This window comes from Burkholderia sp. MSMB1078WGS (assembly GCF_001528895.1).
GTDB lineage: Bacteria > Pseudomonadota > Gammaproteobacteria > Burkholderiales > Burkholderiaceae > Burkholderia.
This window is the reverse complement of record NZ_LPDI01000040.1, coordinates 87,336-102,216: the sequence shown is the minus strand read 5'-3', so window position 1 is coordinate 102,216 and position 14,881 is coordinate 87,336. Positions and strand designations below refer to the sequence as shown.

General features: G+C 68.9%; 17 protein-coding genes and 1 pseudogene. 9 read left to right on the top strand and 9 right to left on the bottom strand.

Going from position 1 to position 14,881, the window contains the following annotated elements:
* Positions 1-38: 38 nt before the first annotated feature.
* The gene (locus WT24_RS11085) at positions 39-707 is read left to right on the top strand and encodes a LysE family translocator (RefSeq protein WP_059499894.1); all 669 of its coding nucleotides are present in this window, start codon (positions 39-41) and stop codon (positions 705-707) included.
* A gap of 117 nt (positions 708-824) precedes the next feature.
* Here the strand turns inward: WT24_RS11085 and WT24_RS11080 are convergent, their stop codons facing one another.
* Entirely contained in the window at positions 825-1,121 is a 297-nt protein-coding gene (locus tag WT24_RS11080; RefSeq protein WP_006488565.1) for a hypothetical protein, read from the bottom strand.
* A 511-nt stretch (positions 1,122-1,632) separates the two neighbouring features.
* On the opposite strand from WT24_RS11080, the gene WT24_RS11075 reads away from it, so the two are divergent.
* Both WT24_RS11075 and WT24_RS11070 read left to right on the top strand, forming a co-directional pair.
* On the top strand, positions 1,633-2,562 hold the full coding sequence (locus WT24_RS11075) for a Rossmann-like and DUF2520 domain-containing protein (protein ID WP_060033501.1): 930 nt from the start codon (positions 1,633-1,635) through the stop codon (positions 2,560-2,562).
* Between the two features lie 75 nt (positions 2,563-2,637).
* Positions 2,638-3,201, top strand: coding sequence for a YggT family protein (locus WT24_RS11070; protein ID WP_034206634.1), 564 nt, complete (start codon positions 2,638-2,640; stop codon positions 3,199-3,201).
* A 14-nt stretch (positions 3,202-3,215) separates the two neighbouring features.
* Here the strand turns inward: WT24_RS11070 and WT24_RS11065 are convergent, their stop codons facing one another.
* Positions 3,216-3,566 (bottom strand): DUF190 domain-containing protein, encoded by a 351-nt coding sequence (locus WT24_RS11065; RefSeq protein ID WP_059499891.1) that lies wholly within the window; start codon positions 3,564-3,566, stop codon positions 3,216-3,218.
* Positions 3,567-3,589: 23 nt separating this feature from the next.
* A complete protein-coding gene (crcB, locus tag WT24_RS11060) occupies positions 3,590-3,976 on the bottom strand; it encodes a fluoride efflux transporter CrcB (RefSeq protein WP_059791612.1) in 387 nt (128 codons plus the stop codon).
* A 403-nt stretch (positions 3,977-4,379) separates the two neighbouring features.
* Here crcB and WT24_RS11055 point away from each other — a divergent pair, with 403 nt between their 5' ends.
* Positions 4,380-5,591, top strand: coding sequence for a S53 family peptidase (locus WT24_RS11055; protein WP_060033497.1), 1,212 nt, complete (start codon positions 4,380-4,382; stop codon positions 5,589-5,591).
* A 30-nt stretch (positions 5,592-5,621) separates the two neighbouring features.
* Here the strand turns inward: WT24_RS11055 and WT24_RS11050 are convergent, their stop codons facing one another.
* The 3 genes and pseudogenes from WT24_RS11050 to WT24_RS34295 form a co-directional block, all read right to left on the bottom strand.
* Positions 5,622-6,491, bottom strand: a complete 870-nt coding sequence (locus WT24_RS11050) for a Sir2 family NAD-dependent protein deacetylase (protein WP_060033494.1) — start codon at positions 6,489-6,491, stop codon at positions 5,622-5,624.
* Positions 6,492-6,674: 183 nt separating this feature from the next.
* A pseudogene (locus WT24_RS34300) lies at positions 6,675-7,054 on the bottom strand (DUF4406 domain-containing protein).
* Positions 7,051-7,650, bottom strand: coding sequence for an NUDIX domain-containing protein (locus tag WT24_RS34295; protein WP_060033491.1), 600 nt, complete (start codon positions 7,648-7,650; stop codon positions 7,051-7,053). The pseudogene WT24_RS34300 and the gene WT24_RS34295 overlap by 4 nt, the downstream one beginning before the upstream one ends.
* Before the next feature lie 81 nt (positions 7,651-7,731).
* Here WT24_RS34295 and WT24_RS11035 point away from each other — a divergent pair, with 81 nt between their 5' ends.
* The 3 genes from WT24_RS11035 (at position 7,732) to WT24_RS11025 (ending at position 9,764) form a co-directional block, all read left to right on the top strand.
* The gene (locus WT24_RS11035) at positions 7,732-8,487 is read left to right on the top strand and encodes a DeoR/GlpR family DNA-binding transcription regulator (protein ID WP_060033488.1); all 756 of its coding nucleotides are present in this window, start codon (positions 7,732-7,734) and stop codon (positions 8,485-8,487) included.
* Between the two features lie 129 nt (positions 8,488-8,616).
* Entirely contained in the window at positions 8,617-9,225 is a 609-nt protein-coding gene (locus tag WT24_RS11030) for a chromate transporter (protein WP_060033485.1), read from the top strand.
* Positions 9,222-9,764, top strand: coding sequence for a chromate transporter (locus tag WT24_RS11025; protein WP_060033482.1), 543 nt, complete (start codon positions 9,222-9,224; stop codon positions 9,762-9,764). Before WT24_RS11030 ends, WT24_RS11025 begins: the two co-directional genes overlap by 4 nt.
* Positions 9,765-9,802: 38 nt before the next feature.
* Here WT24_RS11025 and scpB read toward each other — a convergent pair whose 3' ends face one another.
* From scpB to WT24_RS11010, 3 genes are all read right to left on the bottom strand, one after another.
* The gene (gene scpB / locus WT24_RS11020; RefSeq protein ID WP_060033479.1) at positions 9,803-10,612 is read right to left on the bottom strand and encodes a methylmalonyl-CoA decarboxylase; all 810 of its coding nucleotides are present in this window, start codon (positions 10,610-10,612) and stop codon (positions 9,803-9,805) included.
* A complete protein-coding gene (locus tag WT24_RS11015; protein ID WP_060033476.1) occupies positions 10,609-11,832 on the bottom strand; it encodes a CaiB/BaiF CoA-transferase family protein in 1,224 nt (407 codons plus the stop codon). The genes scpB and WT24_RS11015 overlap by 4 nt, the downstream gene beginning before the upstream one ends.
* A gap of 61 nt (positions 11,833-11,893) precedes the next feature.
* A complete protein-coding gene (locus WT24_RS11010; protein WP_059791945.1) occupies positions 11,894-13,216 on the bottom strand; it encodes an MFS transporter in 1,323 nt (440 codons plus the stop codon).
* A 181-nt stretch (positions 13,217-13,397) separates the two neighbouring features.
* Between WT24_RS11010 and WT24_RS11005 the strand changes: the two genes are divergently transcribed.
* Positions 13,398-14,327 carry a LysR substrate-binding domain-containing protein gene (locus tag WT24_RS11005; RefSeq protein ID WP_060033686.1) on the top strand — a complete coding sequence of 310 codons (930 nt, stop codon included), beginning with the start codon at positions 13,398-13,400 and terminating at the stop codon, positions 14,325-14,327.
* A gap of 111 nt (positions 14,328-14,438) precedes the next feature.
* Complete coding sequence (locus WT24_RS11000; protein ID WP_060033472.1) at positions 14,439-14,780, top strand: multidrug efflux SMR transporter; 342 nt, start codon at positions 14,439-14,441, stop codon at positions 14,778-14,780.
* Positions 14,781-14,881: the final 101 nt, after the last annotated feature.

The following is a 14,881-nucleotide window of genomic DNA, read 5'->3' as shown; positions in this document are numbered from 1 at the left end:
CCGGCCCGCGCATCGCAATCGCCGCACGCACCCCGAAGATGAACTTTCCGCCTGCCTCCATGCTGTCCGACGGATTCTTTCTGTCGCTATCGTTGTGTCTCGACATCGGCCTCGTCAACGTGGCGATGCTGTCGCTGACGCTGTCGCACGGCTTCCGGCCGGGCTTCTGGCTCGGCGTCGGCTCGTGCGTCGGCGATCTCGTTTACGCGGCGCTCGCGCTCGCGGGGATGGCCGTGCTGCTGCAGTTCGAACCCGTGCGCTGGATCGTGTGGATCGGCGGCGGCGCGGTGCTGCTGTTCCTCACGTGGAAGATGGCGCGCGAAGCGCTGGCGCCCGTCAAGGCAGCCGACGACGACGCGGACGATGAACCGCCGCCGCGGGCGAGCGCGCGGCGCAGTTTCGCGCGCGGGATGCTGCTCGCGATGTCGTCGCCGAGCGCGATCCTGTGGTTCGCGGCAGTCGGCGGCGCGCTGATCGCGAAAGCCGGCGCGACCACCCCGGCCACCGCGTCGGTGTTCCTGTCGGGCTTTTTCCTCGGCGGTCTCGCGTGGACGCTCTTCATGTGCACGCTCGCGAGCCAAGGCCGCAAGCGTGCGGGCGCCGGGCTGATGCGTGCGTGCCATGTCGCGTCGGCGCTGCTGTTCGCGTATTTCTCGTACAGCGTGATCGTCGGCGGCTACCGCGACCTGATCGTGCACGCGACGTAATCGCGACCGCCCTGCCGAGCCGCGCGCCGAAATGGCGGCCCCAATGAAAAACGGCGCAGCGCCCCTCGCGGGACGTTGCGCCGTTTTGCCGCGCGCGGTCAGGCCGCGCGGGACGAATCAGCGACGCCAGTAGCCGTGATGGCCCCAGCCGCCGTAGCCGTGGCGCCAGTACGGGCGACCGTAGTAGCCGCCGACGACCACAGCGGGCGGCGGCGCATAGTAGGCCGGTGCCGGCGCGTAGTACACGGGCGGAGGCGGCGGCGCGTAGTAGACGGGCGGCGGCGGTGCATAGACGGGATATGCGGGTGCGACCGGGATACCGATGCCGACCCCGATCGACACGTGAGCCTGCGCGGCGCTTGCGGCACCCAGGCCCAGCGCGGCGGCGGCGATGAACGGAATGAGCTTTTTCACTTCGATTCTCCTGCTGGAGCGGTATTTTAGGCGCTCCTGTCGGCAACGGCGGGCATGCACGTCGCATGCAAGCAATGTAGCGAAAACCCGCCCCGCGCGTATCGCGCATTTGTTGCAAATTGCAATTGTCCGCGGCCGGAGCCGCCGTCCGGCGCGGGGCCTCGCACGGGCGGCAACCCTTGCGGGTCGCGCGATTCCATCCGAGGAGTCGGGGCGCGACACGACGATCGGTCAGTCTTACCGGATCCGGCGCGCGCAGCTGGCGCGCGTACGTAATGAACGATTACAAATTCGAGACAACATGCCGACATTTCAAGCGGGACGCAGCCGCATGGAGTTTCGGGGACGGATTCCGCAGTCGTGATCCCGCCACGATACCGGATGCCCATCCACGCATCGATCGCGCCGCGCATCGGTAATTCATACGTGCAGCCGCCTAGCATGCTTCCGCGACATCGCCGTCATTCCTGCGATACTGGCGGCTGCTTCGTTTTCGCTTACATCCGCTGCCATGCCGCTTCCCGACACACCCCGCCTCGGCTTCATCGGCGCCGGCCGCCTCGCGCGCTGTGTCGCGCAGCGTTTCGCGCAGGCCGGCTTTCCCGTCGTCGCGATCGCGAGCCGCACACCCGCATCGGCCGCCGGCCTTGCCGCGCGCATCGACGGCTGCCGCGCGGTCGATACCCCGCAGCAAGTGGCCGACGCCGCCGACCTGATCTTCGTGACGACGCCTGACGATCATCTCGCGTCGAGCGCCGCGGCGTTGCGCTTCGACGCCTCGCGCGCCGCCCGCCAGGCGGTCGTCCATTGCAGCGGCGCATCGGCGGTCGCGCTGCTCGACCCGGCGAAGCAGCAAGGCGTGGCCACCGGCGGCTTCCATCCTCTTTATCTGTTCGGCGGCACCGATGCCGACCTCGCGCGCATCGACGGCTGCTCGGTCACGATCGAAGCGGACGGTGCGCTGCACGCGACGCTGCTGCGACTTGCCGCCGCACTCGGCTGCCATCCGCTGTCGATTCCGGCCGGCGGCCGGATGCTGTATCACGCAGCCGCCCACTACGCGGCGAGCTTCGCGCTGTGCGGGCTGTCGGAAGCGGTCGAGCTGTGGCGCGGCCTCGGTTTCGACGAGGACGCCGCGCTACGCGCGCTGTTGCCGATGCTCGCCGGCACGATCGAGACCGCCCGCGACAAGGGGCTCGCGAATGCGCTGTCCGGGCCGGTGTCGCGCGGCGACACGGGCATCGTCGAGCGCCAGCTCGCGCTGCTCGAGGCGCGCGGCGGCGATCATGCAGCACTGTACGCGCTGCTGACGCGCCGCGCGATCGCGCTCGCGGCGAAGCGCGCGACGCCGCCGGTCTCGCTGCCGGCGCTGGCCGAAGCCGTCGAAACGTCGCTCGCGCGCGCGGCCGCGCGCCCCTCCCCGTCGCGAGACGAGGCGTGATAAGGTGTCGGCCGATGCGCCGCCAACCGGCGTTGGCGGCCGCACGCTACTGACTGTATAAAAAGGATGCCAACGATGTTCGGCGAGATCGCCCGTTTTCTGCTCAATACCGTCTTCACGCTATTCGGCGCCGCACTGATCCTGCGCGTCTGGATGCAGGCCGTCCGCGTGCCGCCGTACAACCCCGTCACGCAAGCCGTGCTGCAGGCGACCAACTGGCTCGTGCTGCCGCTGCGCCGCGTGATCGCGGGCGTACGCGGCATCGACTGGGCCAGCGTCGTCGCCGCGCTGCTCACCGCGCTCGTCTACGTCGTGCTGATGGTCGTGATGGCCGGCTTCGATCCGGCCGCCGTGATCGCGACGCTCGTTGTGGTCGCGCTGCTCACCGTCGTGAAGTGGGCGCTCAATCTCGTGATCTGGATGACGATCCTGATGGCGCTGCTGTCGTGGCTCAACCCGCACTCGCCGGCAATGCCGATCCTCTACCAGCTCACCGCGCCGTTCCTGAACCCGCTGCGCCGCGTGATCCCGAACCTCGGCGGCATCGACCTGTCGCCGATCCTGCTGTTCGTGATCGTGCAGGTGCTGCTGATGATCGTCACGCGCGCGGCCGTGTCGCTGACGATGTTCGGCATCTGATCCGGCGCGACGCCCTACGCCGCCGGCCCCTGCGCCGGCGGTGCGCCGAGCGTGTCGATCACGCCGAACCGCGCGGGCATCATCGCGTAGCACACACGCACTTTCTCGTGCGATAGCCGCTCGAGCAGCCGTTGCGCTTCGTCCTCGGTGACGATGAATTCGACCTCGATCGCGACCGAGCCCTGCAGTTCGAAGAAGCGATCCTCGTGCAGCACGCGATGCTGGCCGAAACCAGCCATCGCGCGAAACGCAGAACCGCCCGCGACGCCCATCCGGTTCGCCTCTTCCAGCAGCCATTCCCACAGCGGCTTCCAGTGCAGCCGGTGCTGCTCGTGCACGTAGAAACGCAAAAAGACCCTGTCCATCGCTCCCTCCGATGGCGGCCCGCTCAGGCCGCCGCGAGCCACGCGCGCGCGGTCCACATGCCGAGCGCCGTCAGCGCGAACGATCCAGTCAAGTGTAGGGCAGCCACCGCCAACGCCCATCCGAATTCGCCCTCGAGCGCGTGCGTCATCACTTCGACCGAAAAGGTCGAGAACGTCGTGAGGCCGCCGAGAAAGCCCGTGATCACGAACAGCCGCCACTCGGGCGGCAACCCGACGCGAGCGGTAAACATGACGGCGGCCACGCCGATCACATAGCCGCCGATCAGGTTCGACGCGAGCGTGCCGAGCGGCACCGCGGGAAAGAACGCGTTGAGCGCGAGGCTCAGGAACCAGCGCAGCAACGCGCCGAGCCCGGCGCCGACGAAGATCGCGACGATCGAATAGAACAAGGGCACTCCTCTCTGACGCCGCCGCGCGGCGCACGCGGCCTACGCCGAACTGTATGCGCAATCGCGCCGCGCCGGCAATGCCGACGGGCGGCGGATCGTGTCGCGAACGCATGACGCCTTTCACGATTTCCACGCGCGCGCCGCAGTGGACATTTACCGAACAATTACATCGGACATTACGAATCTATTTTGAATCGACCGATTATTTATCGGATTTTTCGAAAATCGATAAAGCAGTTCGATCCGGCGCGGGCTATCCCAGCACAGCACCAATCCATAAGGGATCCCGCGTACTTTCCCTTATCAGACATTCCCTTATTCAGTCGATATTCGATGTAGTTACCGTCGTCGATTTCGTAAAATTGATTCGCTACTCCACTCCATCGACATGGAGACTCGAAAAATGAACAATATCCGCCCGTCGTCCATGTTGATTCCGGCGCTGTGCGCGTCGCTGCTCGCGTCGGGCGCCGTGCTCGCCGACGGCAACGGGCCGCCGCCCTACGTCGAAGGCCATCGTGCACCGGCAGGATTCGCGCGCCCGCCGTTCCACACGAAGCCGCGTGCGAGCACGGCCACGATCGCCGGCCTCACGCCGGCACCCACCCGGCATGCATACGGGTTCGATGCGATCGCGAACCAGGGCGACGGGATGGTCGTCGCGATCGTCGACGCGTACGACGACCCGAAGATCGAGTCCGATCTCGGCGTGTTCAGCAATGCGTTCTCGCTGCCGGCCTGCACGTCGTCGAACGGCTGTTTCACCAAGGTGTACGCGCACGGTGCGCGGCCCAAACCCGATTCGGGCTGGTCGCTCGAGATCTCGCTCGACGTCGAATGGGTGCATGCGATCGCGCCGAAGGCGAAGATCGTGCTCGTCGAAGCCGCATCGGCCAGCCTCAGCGACCTGCTGGCCGCGGTCGACGTCGCGGTCAAGCGCGGCGCGTCGGTGGTGTCGATGAGTTTCGGCGGCAACGAATTCAGCAGCGAGACGGGCTTCGACAGCCACTTCAACGTACCTGGCGTGACGTTCGTCGCGTCGTCCGGCGACAGCGGCACCGGCACCGAATACCCGGCCGCGTCGCCCTATGTGGTGTCCGTCGGCGGCACGACGCTGTCGTCCGATACGGCCGGCAACTACATCGGCGAGGCGGCGTGGAGCGGCAGCGGCGGCGGCGTGAGCAACGTCGAGGCCGAGCCCACCGGCCAGGCTGCCTGGCCGATTCCGGTGGCCGGCAAGCGCGGCGTGCCCGACGTCAGCTACGACGCGAATCCGTCCAGCGGTTTCGCGGTGTACGACTCGGTCACCTATCAAGGACAGGCCGGCTGGTTCCAGGTTGGCGGCACGAGCGCGGGTGCGCCGCAATGGTCGGCGCTCGTCGCGATCGCGAACTCGCTGCGCACGGCGGCTGGCAAGAAATCGTTGAGCGGCACCTACGACACGCTCTATACGGTCGGCAAAACCGCGTACGGCAGCGACTTCCACGACGTGACGACCGGCTCCAACGGCAATTGCGGCAGCATCTGCAACGCAGTGGGCGGCTACGACTACGTGACGGGCCTCGGTTCGCCGATCGCGCCGGCGCTCGTGCAGGCGCTCGTCGCCCGGCCGTAACCGGCGCGGCCGCGGCCGGTCGGCGCGGGCTCAGCCGCCGCGCCACGCGCGCTCGAGCGCGTTCAACGTCGCCAGCGCACCGCCCTTCAGCCCGATCACGTCCGCCCGGCGCGCATGCGCTTCGCGCGCGTTGATGCGAATCACGTCGGCACCGAACCGCTCGCTCAACAGGCGCACGGTCGGAATCGCGGTGCCCGCGCCGATCTCGACCACGGCGACGCGCCCGGCCCGCGCGATCCAGTCTTCAAGCGCGCGCTCCTGAGCGTCGTAGCGCGCGCCGAGCCAGCCGGTGTCGCCGAACATCAGGATGTTCGGCCGCGCGAGCCCGCCGCAGTGCGGGCAGTGCGGCATGTCGCCCACCAGGCGGCACGTCGTTTCGTCGACCTCCGGCATGAACGGCGCCGCGTCCCACGTCTCGTCCGTGCACGGGCGCAGGCACTGCATCGCATGAATCGAGCCGTGGATCTCGACGATGCGCGCCGGATCGAAGCCGGCTTTCTGGAACTGGCCGTCGACGTTGCTCGTCAGCACGAAACCGCCGTTCGGCATCGCGTCGATCCAGCGGCGCAGGATCGCGAAGCCCGCGTGCGGCGCGGTGGCGCGGTAGAGCGCGAGACGGTGCCCGTAGAACCCCCATGCGAGCGCCGCACGCGCACGAAACGCGTGCGGCGACGCGATCTCGTGGAATTCGAAACGCTCGTGGCGCAGCGCCGGATACGCGCGCCAGAAGCCGTCCGTACCGCGAAAATCGGGCAAGCCGGAATCGACGCCGATGCCCGCGCCGGCCGTGACGAGCAATGCGTCGGCGCGCGCGAGTGCATCGACGGCGGATGCCACGAGACCGGCGGGAAGCGGCGCGGCGGCGGAGTCGGATGGATCGGCGGAATCGGAAAGCGGCATGATGAGAAAGCGGTGAAGTCGAACGTTGCGCGAATGGCGTCGCGATCATACGCCGGTTCGGGCGTCGCGCCGCCTCGGCGACGCCACTGCGTGCTGCTGCGCGTGTGCGGATACCGGCAACGCGAATACCGGCTGTCCTCAAGTGTCGCGCCGGCGATGCCGCAACCCGGCGCTCATGCTTGCTCAATCGGTCGAATCGTCCTGCGCGACCGGCATCTCGTCAACCGCGAAATAGACCGGCTTGCCGAGTTGCCGCGCAAGCGCCACGTCCGCATCCGCTCCGCGCGACGCGCCGCCGATGCGCAGCACTGCGTCGCAGCATCGCAGCAGCCGGTGCGCGGCCGGATACAGGAAGGCTTCGCCGATCGCGTCGCCGACCTGCGTCGACCCGGCCGCGGCCGCGGCGGCAGCGACACCCATTCGCCGATCATCGGCACGTGCCCGCGACGATACACGGCGAGCGCCGCCGCTTCCAGCCGATGCAGATTCGCGGCGATGCGCGCGGGGTCGCCGTGCGTGCCACTGCGATAGGGGCCTGCGACCAGCACGAGCCGCGGCGTCATGCGGCGCGCCCGCCCGCGATTTCCCGCAGCGCGACGTACTGGAGCAGCATGATCGTCTTCGCATCGACGATCTCGCCGCGCTCGACCGCGTCCAGCGCCGCCTGCAGCGGCATCTCGACGACCTCGAGATCCTCGCCCTCTTCCGCGACGCCGCCGCCCGCGCCGGTGCGCAGCGACGCATCGTATTCGCCGACGAAGAAATGCAGTTTCTCCGTCACGGAACCCGGGCTCATGAACGCCTCGAACACCTTGCGCACGCCGCGCACGCGATAGCCGGTCTCCTCCTCGGCCTCCGCGCGGATGCGCGCTTCGGGCGTTTCGTCGTCGAGCAGGCCGGCGGCCGCTTCGAGCAGCATGCCGTCGTGCCCGCTCACGAACGCCGGCATCCGGAACTGCCGCGTCAGCAGCACGTCGCCCGTCTCGGCATGACGCAGCAGGATCGTCGCGCCGTTGCCGCGATCGTAGGTCTCGCGGCTCAGGCGTTGCCACGTGCCGTCGCGGCGCAGGAAATCGAACGTCACCTTGCGCAGCACATACCAGTCATCGGACAGCACCGTCGTATCGACGATGCGGACCCGCTCCCGCGTAGCAGCCATTGCAGCCTCCGGTTCGACAAAGGACGGCGCTCATGGTAACGTGCACATTCGTGCAATTTCAAGAATTTTCATGCAAACACGATGCTGACGACGCAACGCAAGAAAGCGATCCTCGACGCGCTCTCGCGCGACGGCCAGGTGCTGGCTGCCGAGCTGAGCGTGCAATTCGGCGTGTCCGAAGACACGGTGCGCCGCGACCTGCGCGAACTCGCGGCCGAAGGGCTGCTGCAGCGCGTGCATGGCGGCGCGCTGCCGGCGTCGCCGGCCGTCGCGCCGTTCGCGCAGCGCGAGGCGCTCGAAACCGCGGAGAAGCGGCGCATCGCGCGGCGCGCCGCGCAGATGATCGCGCCCGGGCAAGTCGCGATCGTCGACGGCGGCACGACCTCCGCGCTGCTCGTCGGCCAGTTGCCGGTCGACCTGCGCGCGACGATCGTCACGCATAGCCCGAGCGTCGCGGTCGCGCTGGCCGCGCATCCGTCGATCGACGTGATCCTGATCGGCGGGCGGCTCTACAAGCATTCGATCGTCGCGGTCGGCGCGGCGGCGATGGAAGGCATCGCGCGCATCCATGCGGACCTGTACTTCATGGGGGTCACGGGCGTGCATCCGGTCGCGGGGCTGAGCACCGGCGATTTCGAGGAAGCGGCGATCAAGCGCGCGCTAGCCGAACGCGCGGCCGAGACGGTCGTGCTCGCGTCGCAGTCGAAGCTGCGCGCGGCGTCGCAGTTCGTGATCGGCGATATCGCGCTGGCGCACACGATCGTCGTCGAAAAGGAAACCGACGCCGCGCTGACGGAGCCGATCGAGGCCGCCGGCGTGACGGTGGTGCGCGCATGACGCGCGGCGGCGCGGCCGCGTATCGGTTGCGGAGCCGGGCTTGTGCGGGCGCCGCGCCAATGTCAGCGTGCTGACAGGCACCGCTTGCTAACATGGGCGATCGCCCGATCCCCACGTGCTACCCGCCCGATGCCTCCCGCCTCCACCCCGACTCCCCCGGCCCCTCCGGCAAGCGACGCGCCGCCAGGCGTCCTCGCACTGTTCATCGCGTTCGCGCAGATCGGCCTGACCAGCTTCGGCGGCGGACTCAGCGGACGGATGATGCGCGACTTCGTGCACGGGCGGCGATGGCTCGACGAAGAGGCGTTCCTCAACGGCCTCGCGCTGTCGCAGGCGTTGCCGGGCGTCAACGTGAAGAATCTCGCCATCTGGATCGGCTACCGTCTCACCGGATGGCGCGGCGCGGTGGCGGGCTTCACCGGCATCATCGCGCCGTCCGCGGTGCTGATCGTGCTGTTCGGCGTCGCGTTCTCGACCCTCACGCGCTTCCCGCTCACGCATGTCGCGCTCGCCGGCGCGGCGGCCGCGGCGATCGGGCTGTCGATCTCGATGGCGATCACCGCGGTGCGCCGCCTGCCGCGCCGCGCGCTGCCGTTCGCGGTCATGACGCTCGTCTTCGTGTCGGTCGCGGTGCTGCACTGGCCGCTAGTGTGGACCGTGCTGATCGGCGGCACGCTGAGCGTCGCGCTCGAATACCGCCGTGCGGCCGCTGCACCGGGCGGGAGCGACGCGCGATGAACGCGTCCGCACGTTACGCCGCGCTGTTCGGCGTGTTCGCGCCGCTGTCGATCGCGACGATCGGCGGCGGGCAGGCGGTCATCGCGGACATCCAGCGGCAGGTCGTCGACGTCCATCACTGGATGAGCGCCACGCAATTCGTGAACGACTTCGCGATCGCGCGGATGGCGCCGGGCCCCGGCTCGCTGCTGGCGACGCTGATCGGCTGGCAGGTGGCCGGCTTCTGGGGCGCGGTGATCGCGACGCTCGCGCTGTTCGGGCCGACCGCGTTTCTGATCTACGGTGTCGCGCATCTATGGCGGCGACATCGAGGCGCGCGCTGGCAGATCGCGCTCGAAGCCGGCCTGCGCCCGGTCGCGGCCGGCATGATTCTCGCGTCGGTGTGGGTGCTGCTGCAGGCGCTCGACGGCGGCTGGCCCGCGCGCGCGATCGCCGGCGCATCGACGTTGTGCGTGATCTACACGCGCGTTCATGCGCTGCTGCTGATCGCGATCGGCGCACTGCTGCTCGTCGGCATACATGCGCTCGGCGGCGCATGACGCGCGGCCATCGTCACATCGCAACCTCCGCTTTCCGCCTAAATCCCGCGAAACACCGGCGCGCGCCGCTCCGCGAACGCGCGCAACCCTTCGTCGAAATCCGCGCCTTCGCACGCCCGCCGGCGCAACTCGGCGATGCGTTCGAACGCATCGGCCGGCAATGGCCGCGCGTCCTGCAGCACGCGCAACTGCTCCTTCACCGCGTGCACCGCGAGCGGCGCCTTCGCGGCGATCGTACGCGCGACGTCGAGCGCCGCGTCGTCGACCCCGCCGGCGTCGGCCAGCCGGTTCACGAGCCCGTGGTGCGCGGCGCGTTCCGCATCGAGCGGCTGCGCGCAGAAGAACATCTCCTTCAGCACGTGGATCGGCAGGTTGTCGTAGAAGCGCAGCAAGCCGCTCGTCGAATACGGCAGGCCGATGTTCGCGGGCGTCATCGCGAAACGCGCGTCGCGCGCGGCCACGACGAGATCGCAGCTCATCGCGAGATCGACCGCCCCGCCCCACGCCGATCCGGACACCGCCGCGATCACCGCGCCCGGATAGGTTCGCACGCGCCGCAGCGCGCGTTCGAGCGGCTTGCCGTATGCGAGCGGATCGCGATCGTCGGCCAGTTCGCGCAGGTCGTGCCCCGCGCTCCACACATCGCCGCTACCGTCGTTCGACAGAATCACGACTGGCGGCGGACGATGTCCGGCCAACGCATCGAGGTGTGCAACGAGGGCGTCGAGCAGCGGCGCGTCGAGCGCATGCCGTCGCGCCGGGTTCGCGAACCGCACGCGGGCGATCCGCTCGCCGATCAGGTCGACCGTCACGGTCGACGCCCCGTCCCGTTTCGTCGTGTCGGTCATTGCACGGCCTCCGTCACCGCATCCGCCTGGAAGATCGCGCGCTCCGCCAGCAGCGCGTCGATCGCATCGTCGCCGTAGCCGGCTTCGCGGAGCACGTCGACCGTATGCTCGCCGAGTAGCGGCGGCGCATGGCGCGTGCGCGGCGCCGGCAGGTCGTCGCCCATCCCGCCGAGCGGCGTGACGACCTGACGCAACGTGCCGAGCGTCGGATGCGCGACCGGCTCGACCAGCCCGCAATGCGCGAGCTGCGGATCGTCGAATACTTCGTCGAGCGTATGGATCGGCCCGGCCGGCAGCCCGGCCTCGACGAACCGTTGCGTCCATTCGCGCTTGCCGCGCGTGCGCAGCCGGCTTTCGAGCAGCGCCTTCAATGCGTCGCGATGGGCGACGCGCGCATCGTTGGTCGCGAAGCGCGGGTCGGCCGGCAGTTCGGGCAGATCGAGCAACCGGCACAGCCGCAACCACATGTCGGTCGTGATCGGTGCGAGGTTGAGCGGGCCGTCGGCCGTCTCGAACACGCCGTACGGCGCGATCATCGCATGCGCGTTGCCGGTGCGGCGCGGCACGTCGCCGAGGCTCAGGTAGCGTTGCCCGTGCACGCTCAACAGCGCAACGAGGCTTTCGAGCAGCGACGTGCCGACATGCTGGCCGCGCCCGGTGCGCTCGCGCTCGAACAGCGCGGCCATCACGCCGGTCGCGACCCACATCCCCGAGCTGAGATCGCCGATCGCGGTGCCCGTGCGGGTCGGCTCGCCGTCCGGGAAGCCGGTGAGGCTCATCAGCCCCGCATAGCCCTGCGCGATCTGGTCGAAGCCCGGCCAGTCGCGCAGCGGGCCGCGCGGGCCGAACGCGGTGACGCTGCCCATCACGAGCCGCGGGTCGCGCGCGCTCAGTGCGGCGTAGCCGAGCCCCATCGCGTCCATCGTGCCGGCCTTGAAATTCTCGATCACGACGTCGGCCTGCGCGATCAGACGCCGCACGACGTCGAGGCCGGCCGGTTGCCGGAAGTCCACACAGACGCCGCGCTTGTTGCGGTTGCAGGACAGGTAGTACGTGCTCACGCCGCGATCGAACGGCCCCCACGCGCGGCTCATGTCGCCGTGCGGCCCCGACTCGACCTTGATCACGTCGGCGCCGAGATCGGCGAGCACCATCGAGCAGAACGGCCCCGACAGCGCGCGACTGAGATCGACGATCCTGATTCCCGTTAATGCCTGCATTCCGGACTCCTGATATTGATGATGGGGTGTGGCGTGTTCGCGAACGACTGCGGCGTGCCGCTCATTCGGGCAGTGTCTGGTGGCGCGTTTCGACCGCGAACGGCAGGATCAGGATGCCGAGCCCGAACACGGCAGCGGTCCATGCGACCGGCACGCCGAGCGATCCGTAACCGTGAATCGCGGCGCCGAGCAGAAAGTTCACGCCCGCGCCGATGAAGCGGCCGACCGAAGCGTTGAACGCGAACGCGGTGGCCCGCACGCGCGTCGGATATTGCTCGGGCAGCCACAGCGAGAAGATCGCGAAGTTGCCGCCGAAGAAGCCGAGGAACGCGAGCGACACCATGAACGCGGCGAGCCCGTTCGGCTGGTAGAACGCCCAGCCGAACGCGAACACGATCGAGCCGGCCATCCCCGCGAAATACACGCCGAGCGCGGTACGCCGGCCGAGCCGCTCCGACAGCCACGGCGCCGCCAGACAGCCGGCAATCGTTGCGCACGACAGGATCGCCGCACCGATCGACGCCAGCCGCAGCGCGCCGACGTGATCGATGCCCGCGCGTGTCGCCAGCGTGGTGACCGCGCTCGCCTCGTAGACGGAGCCGGCCCACAACCCGACGATCGCGACGCCGACGAGGCTCGCGCTCGTCAGCGTGCGGCGCAGGAACGCCGGCGCGAAGATCTCGCGCAGCGGATGCGCGCGGCGCGCGTCGGCCACGTCGCCGTCGCGCGCGCCGTGCCGACGCCACTGCCCCGGCTCCTTCACGCGCATGACCGTAAACACCGCGAGCAACGCGGGCGCCAGCCCGCACAGGAACATCGCACGCCAGCCGTAGGTCGCGCCGATCGTGTAGTTCAGGCAGGCCGCGATGAAGAAGCCGAAGTAATAGCCCGTCTGCAGGTAGCCGGCGCCCATCTTGCGGCGGTCCTCCGGCCAGCTTTCGGCGACGTAGGTGCCCGCGAGCGCCCATTCGCCGCCGACGCCGATCCCGGCGATCAGCCGGCACGCGGCCAGCGCCCATACGTCGTGCACGAACGCGGCCGCGCCGGTGAACACCGAATAGATCAGGATGCTCGCCGCGAGCGTGCGCACGCGGCCGAAGCGGTCGGCGAGCGGCCCCCAGACGAACGACAGCCCCCAGCCGATCAGGAACAGCGCGAACAGGATCGAGCCGTACATCCCCAGATTCGCGGGCGTCGCCGCGATGCCGGAGGCCGGCAGCAGTTCGGTCAGCGCGGGAATCAGCACGAGCGCGTAGATCACCGAATCCACGCCGTCGAGCACCCAGCCCGCGTACACGGCCCAGAAGCCCTTGACCTGCTCGCGCGTAAGCGGCGTGCGCCGCGGCTTCGCGCCGGCCGCCGGCGCGTCGATCGCCTTGAACATCTTCGTCTCCTTGCCGGCGGGGCCGGCGCTTTCGCCGCGTCCGGTCCGGGATGGCCGGCAGTCGGGCTCTTTTGTGAGACGAGTATAGAAACGCGATCGATCGCCGAAAAATATGATATTCATCTTGCTCGATCGGATTGGCTTATGGCTCGAATCGAGCGCGAATCGGGAGACGGCGGCGATGGACTTGAGGCAGTTGCGCTATTTCGTGAAGGTCGTCGAATACGGCAACGTCACGCATGCGAGCGAGGCGCTGCACGTCGCGCAACCGGCCGTGAGCCAGCAGATGCGCAATCTCGAGCAGGATCTCGGGATGCAACTGCTCGAACGAAGCGTGCGCGGCGTCGCGCCGACTGCCGCCGGCCGCACGTTGTACCGGCACGCGCTCGAACTGCTGCGCCAGGCCGACGGCACGCGCGAGCTGCTGCGTCGCGACGCCGACACGCCGCAAGGCCGCGTGACCGTCGGCATGCCGTCGAGCACGGCGCGCGTGCTGGCCATTCCGCTCGCCCGCGCGGTGCGCGACCGCTTTCCCGGCATCATGCTGGAGCTGATCGAGGCGCCGAGCGCCGATCTCGACACGCTGCTCGAACGCGCACGCCTCGATCTCGCGATCGTCGTCGATGCGGTCGACACGCGCGGCATCGCGATCCATCGGCTGCTGACGGAAACGCTGTACCTGATCACGTGGCCCGGATTCCCGGTGCCGGACGCCCCCGTGCCGCTCGACGCGATCGCGCGGATGCCGCTCGTGCTGCCGAGCGCGCCGAACACGATCCGCAACCGCGTCGACTGGGCGATGCGCGAGGCCGGGCTGTCGTACGAGATCAGCTTCGAGGCGAGCTCGACCGGGCTGCTGTTCGCGGCCGTGATGGCGCAGCTCGGCGTGACGATCCTGCCGTGGACGGCCGCGCACGTCGAGATCGACGAGCGCAAGCTCAAGCTGTCGACGGTCGCGCACCGGTTGTTCGTGCGCGACCTGTCGCTGTGCTGGCACGACACGGCGCTCGTCAGCAACGCGGTGCAGAAGGTGAAAGCCGAAATCGTCCGACTGTTCGACACGCTCGGGCAGCGGCCGGAGTGGGCGACCGGACACGCCGGTCGCGCGTGACGGACCTTGTGCCGCCCCGCCGCGCGTACTAAGCTCGTTTCATCCTGGGTACCGCTGACACCCCACTTCTCCTCGCCGCTCGGTATAAGCGTCGGGGGAAGGAGGCCGTTCGTGTCCCCGTTCCAGTTTGCCTGGCTTCTGCTGGGCGTCAGTGTCCTCGCCGAAGTGCTCGGCTCCGTTGGCCTGAAGTGCTCGGCCGGTTTGTCCCGCCCGTTGCCGTCCGCGATCGCGATCGTCTGCTATGCATGTGCGATATGGCTGATGGCGCTCGCGACGAAGCGAATCGAAATGGGGCTCGCGTATGCGAGCTGGGCCGCTGCCAGCACGGCGGCCACGGCCATGATCGGCATCGTCTGCTTCGACGAATCGGTGTCGTCGCTGAAGCTCGTCGGCATCGCGCTGACCGTCTGCGCACTCGTCGCACTCAATCTCGGCGATGCGGCGGCACGATGATCCATACGCACGCATCCAGCGGGGGCATTGACAACGCTCACCGCCCCCCTTAACGTTTCCCTCATCGTAACCATCACCGGTTCAGCTTAAGAGGTTGTCGG

Coding starts and splice junctions, on each gene's coding strand:
- WT24_RS11050 (WP_060033494.1), bottom strand. CDS start 6,491: ATGCCGCTTTCCGATTCCGCCGATCCATCCGACTCCGCCGCCGCGCCG.
- WT24_RS11015 (WP_060033476.1), bottom strand. CDS start 11,832: ATGCAGGCATTAACGGGAATCAGGATCGTCGATCTCAGTCGCGCGCTG.
- WT24_RS11005 (WP_060033686.1), top strand. CDS start 13,398: ATGGACTTGAGGCAGTTGCGCTATTTCGTGAAGGTCGTCGAATACGGC.
- WT24_RS34295 (WP_060033491.1), bottom strand. CDS start 7,650: ATGGCTGCTACGCGGGAGCGGGTCCGCATCGTCGATACGACGGTGCTG.
- WT24_RS11070 (WP_034206634.1), top strand. CDS start 2,638: ATGTTCGGCGAGATCGCCCGTTTTCTGCTCAATACCGTCTTCACGCTA.
- WT24_RS11075 (WP_060033501.1), top strand. CDS start 1,633: ATGCCGCTTCCCGACACACCCCGCCTCGGCTTCATCGGCGCCGGCCGC.
- WT24_RS11025 (WP_060033482.1), top strand. CDS start 9,222: ATGAACGCGTCCGCACGTTACGCCGCGCTGTTCGGCGTGTTCGCGCCG.
- WT24_RS11065 (WP_059499891.1), bottom strand. CDS start 3,566: ATGGACAGGGTCTTTTTGCGTTTCTACGTGCACGAGCAGCACCGGCTG.
- WT24_RS11030 (WP_060033485.1), top strand. CDS start 8,617: ATGCCTCCCGCCTCCACCCCGACTCCCCCGGCCCCTCCGGCAAGCGAC.
- WT24_RS11035 (WP_060033488.1), top strand. CDS start 7,732: ATGCTGACGACGCAACGCAAGAAAGCGATCCTCGACGCGCTCTCGCGC.
- WT24_RS11010 (WP_059791945.1), bottom strand. CDS start 13,216: ATGTTCAAGGCGATCGACGCGCCGGCGGCCGGCGCGAAGCCGCGGCGC.
- WT24_RS11085 (WP_059499894.1), top strand. CDS start 39: ATGAACTTTCCGCCTGCCTCCATGCTGTCCGACGGATTCTTTCTGTCG.
- WT24_RS11055 (WP_060033497.1), top strand. CDS start 4,380: ATGAACAATATCCGCCCGTCGTCCATGTTGATTCCGGCGCTGTGCGCG.
- scpB (WP_060033479.1), bottom strand. CDS start 10,612: ATGACCGACACGACGAAACGGGACGGGGCGTCGACCGTGACGGTCGAC.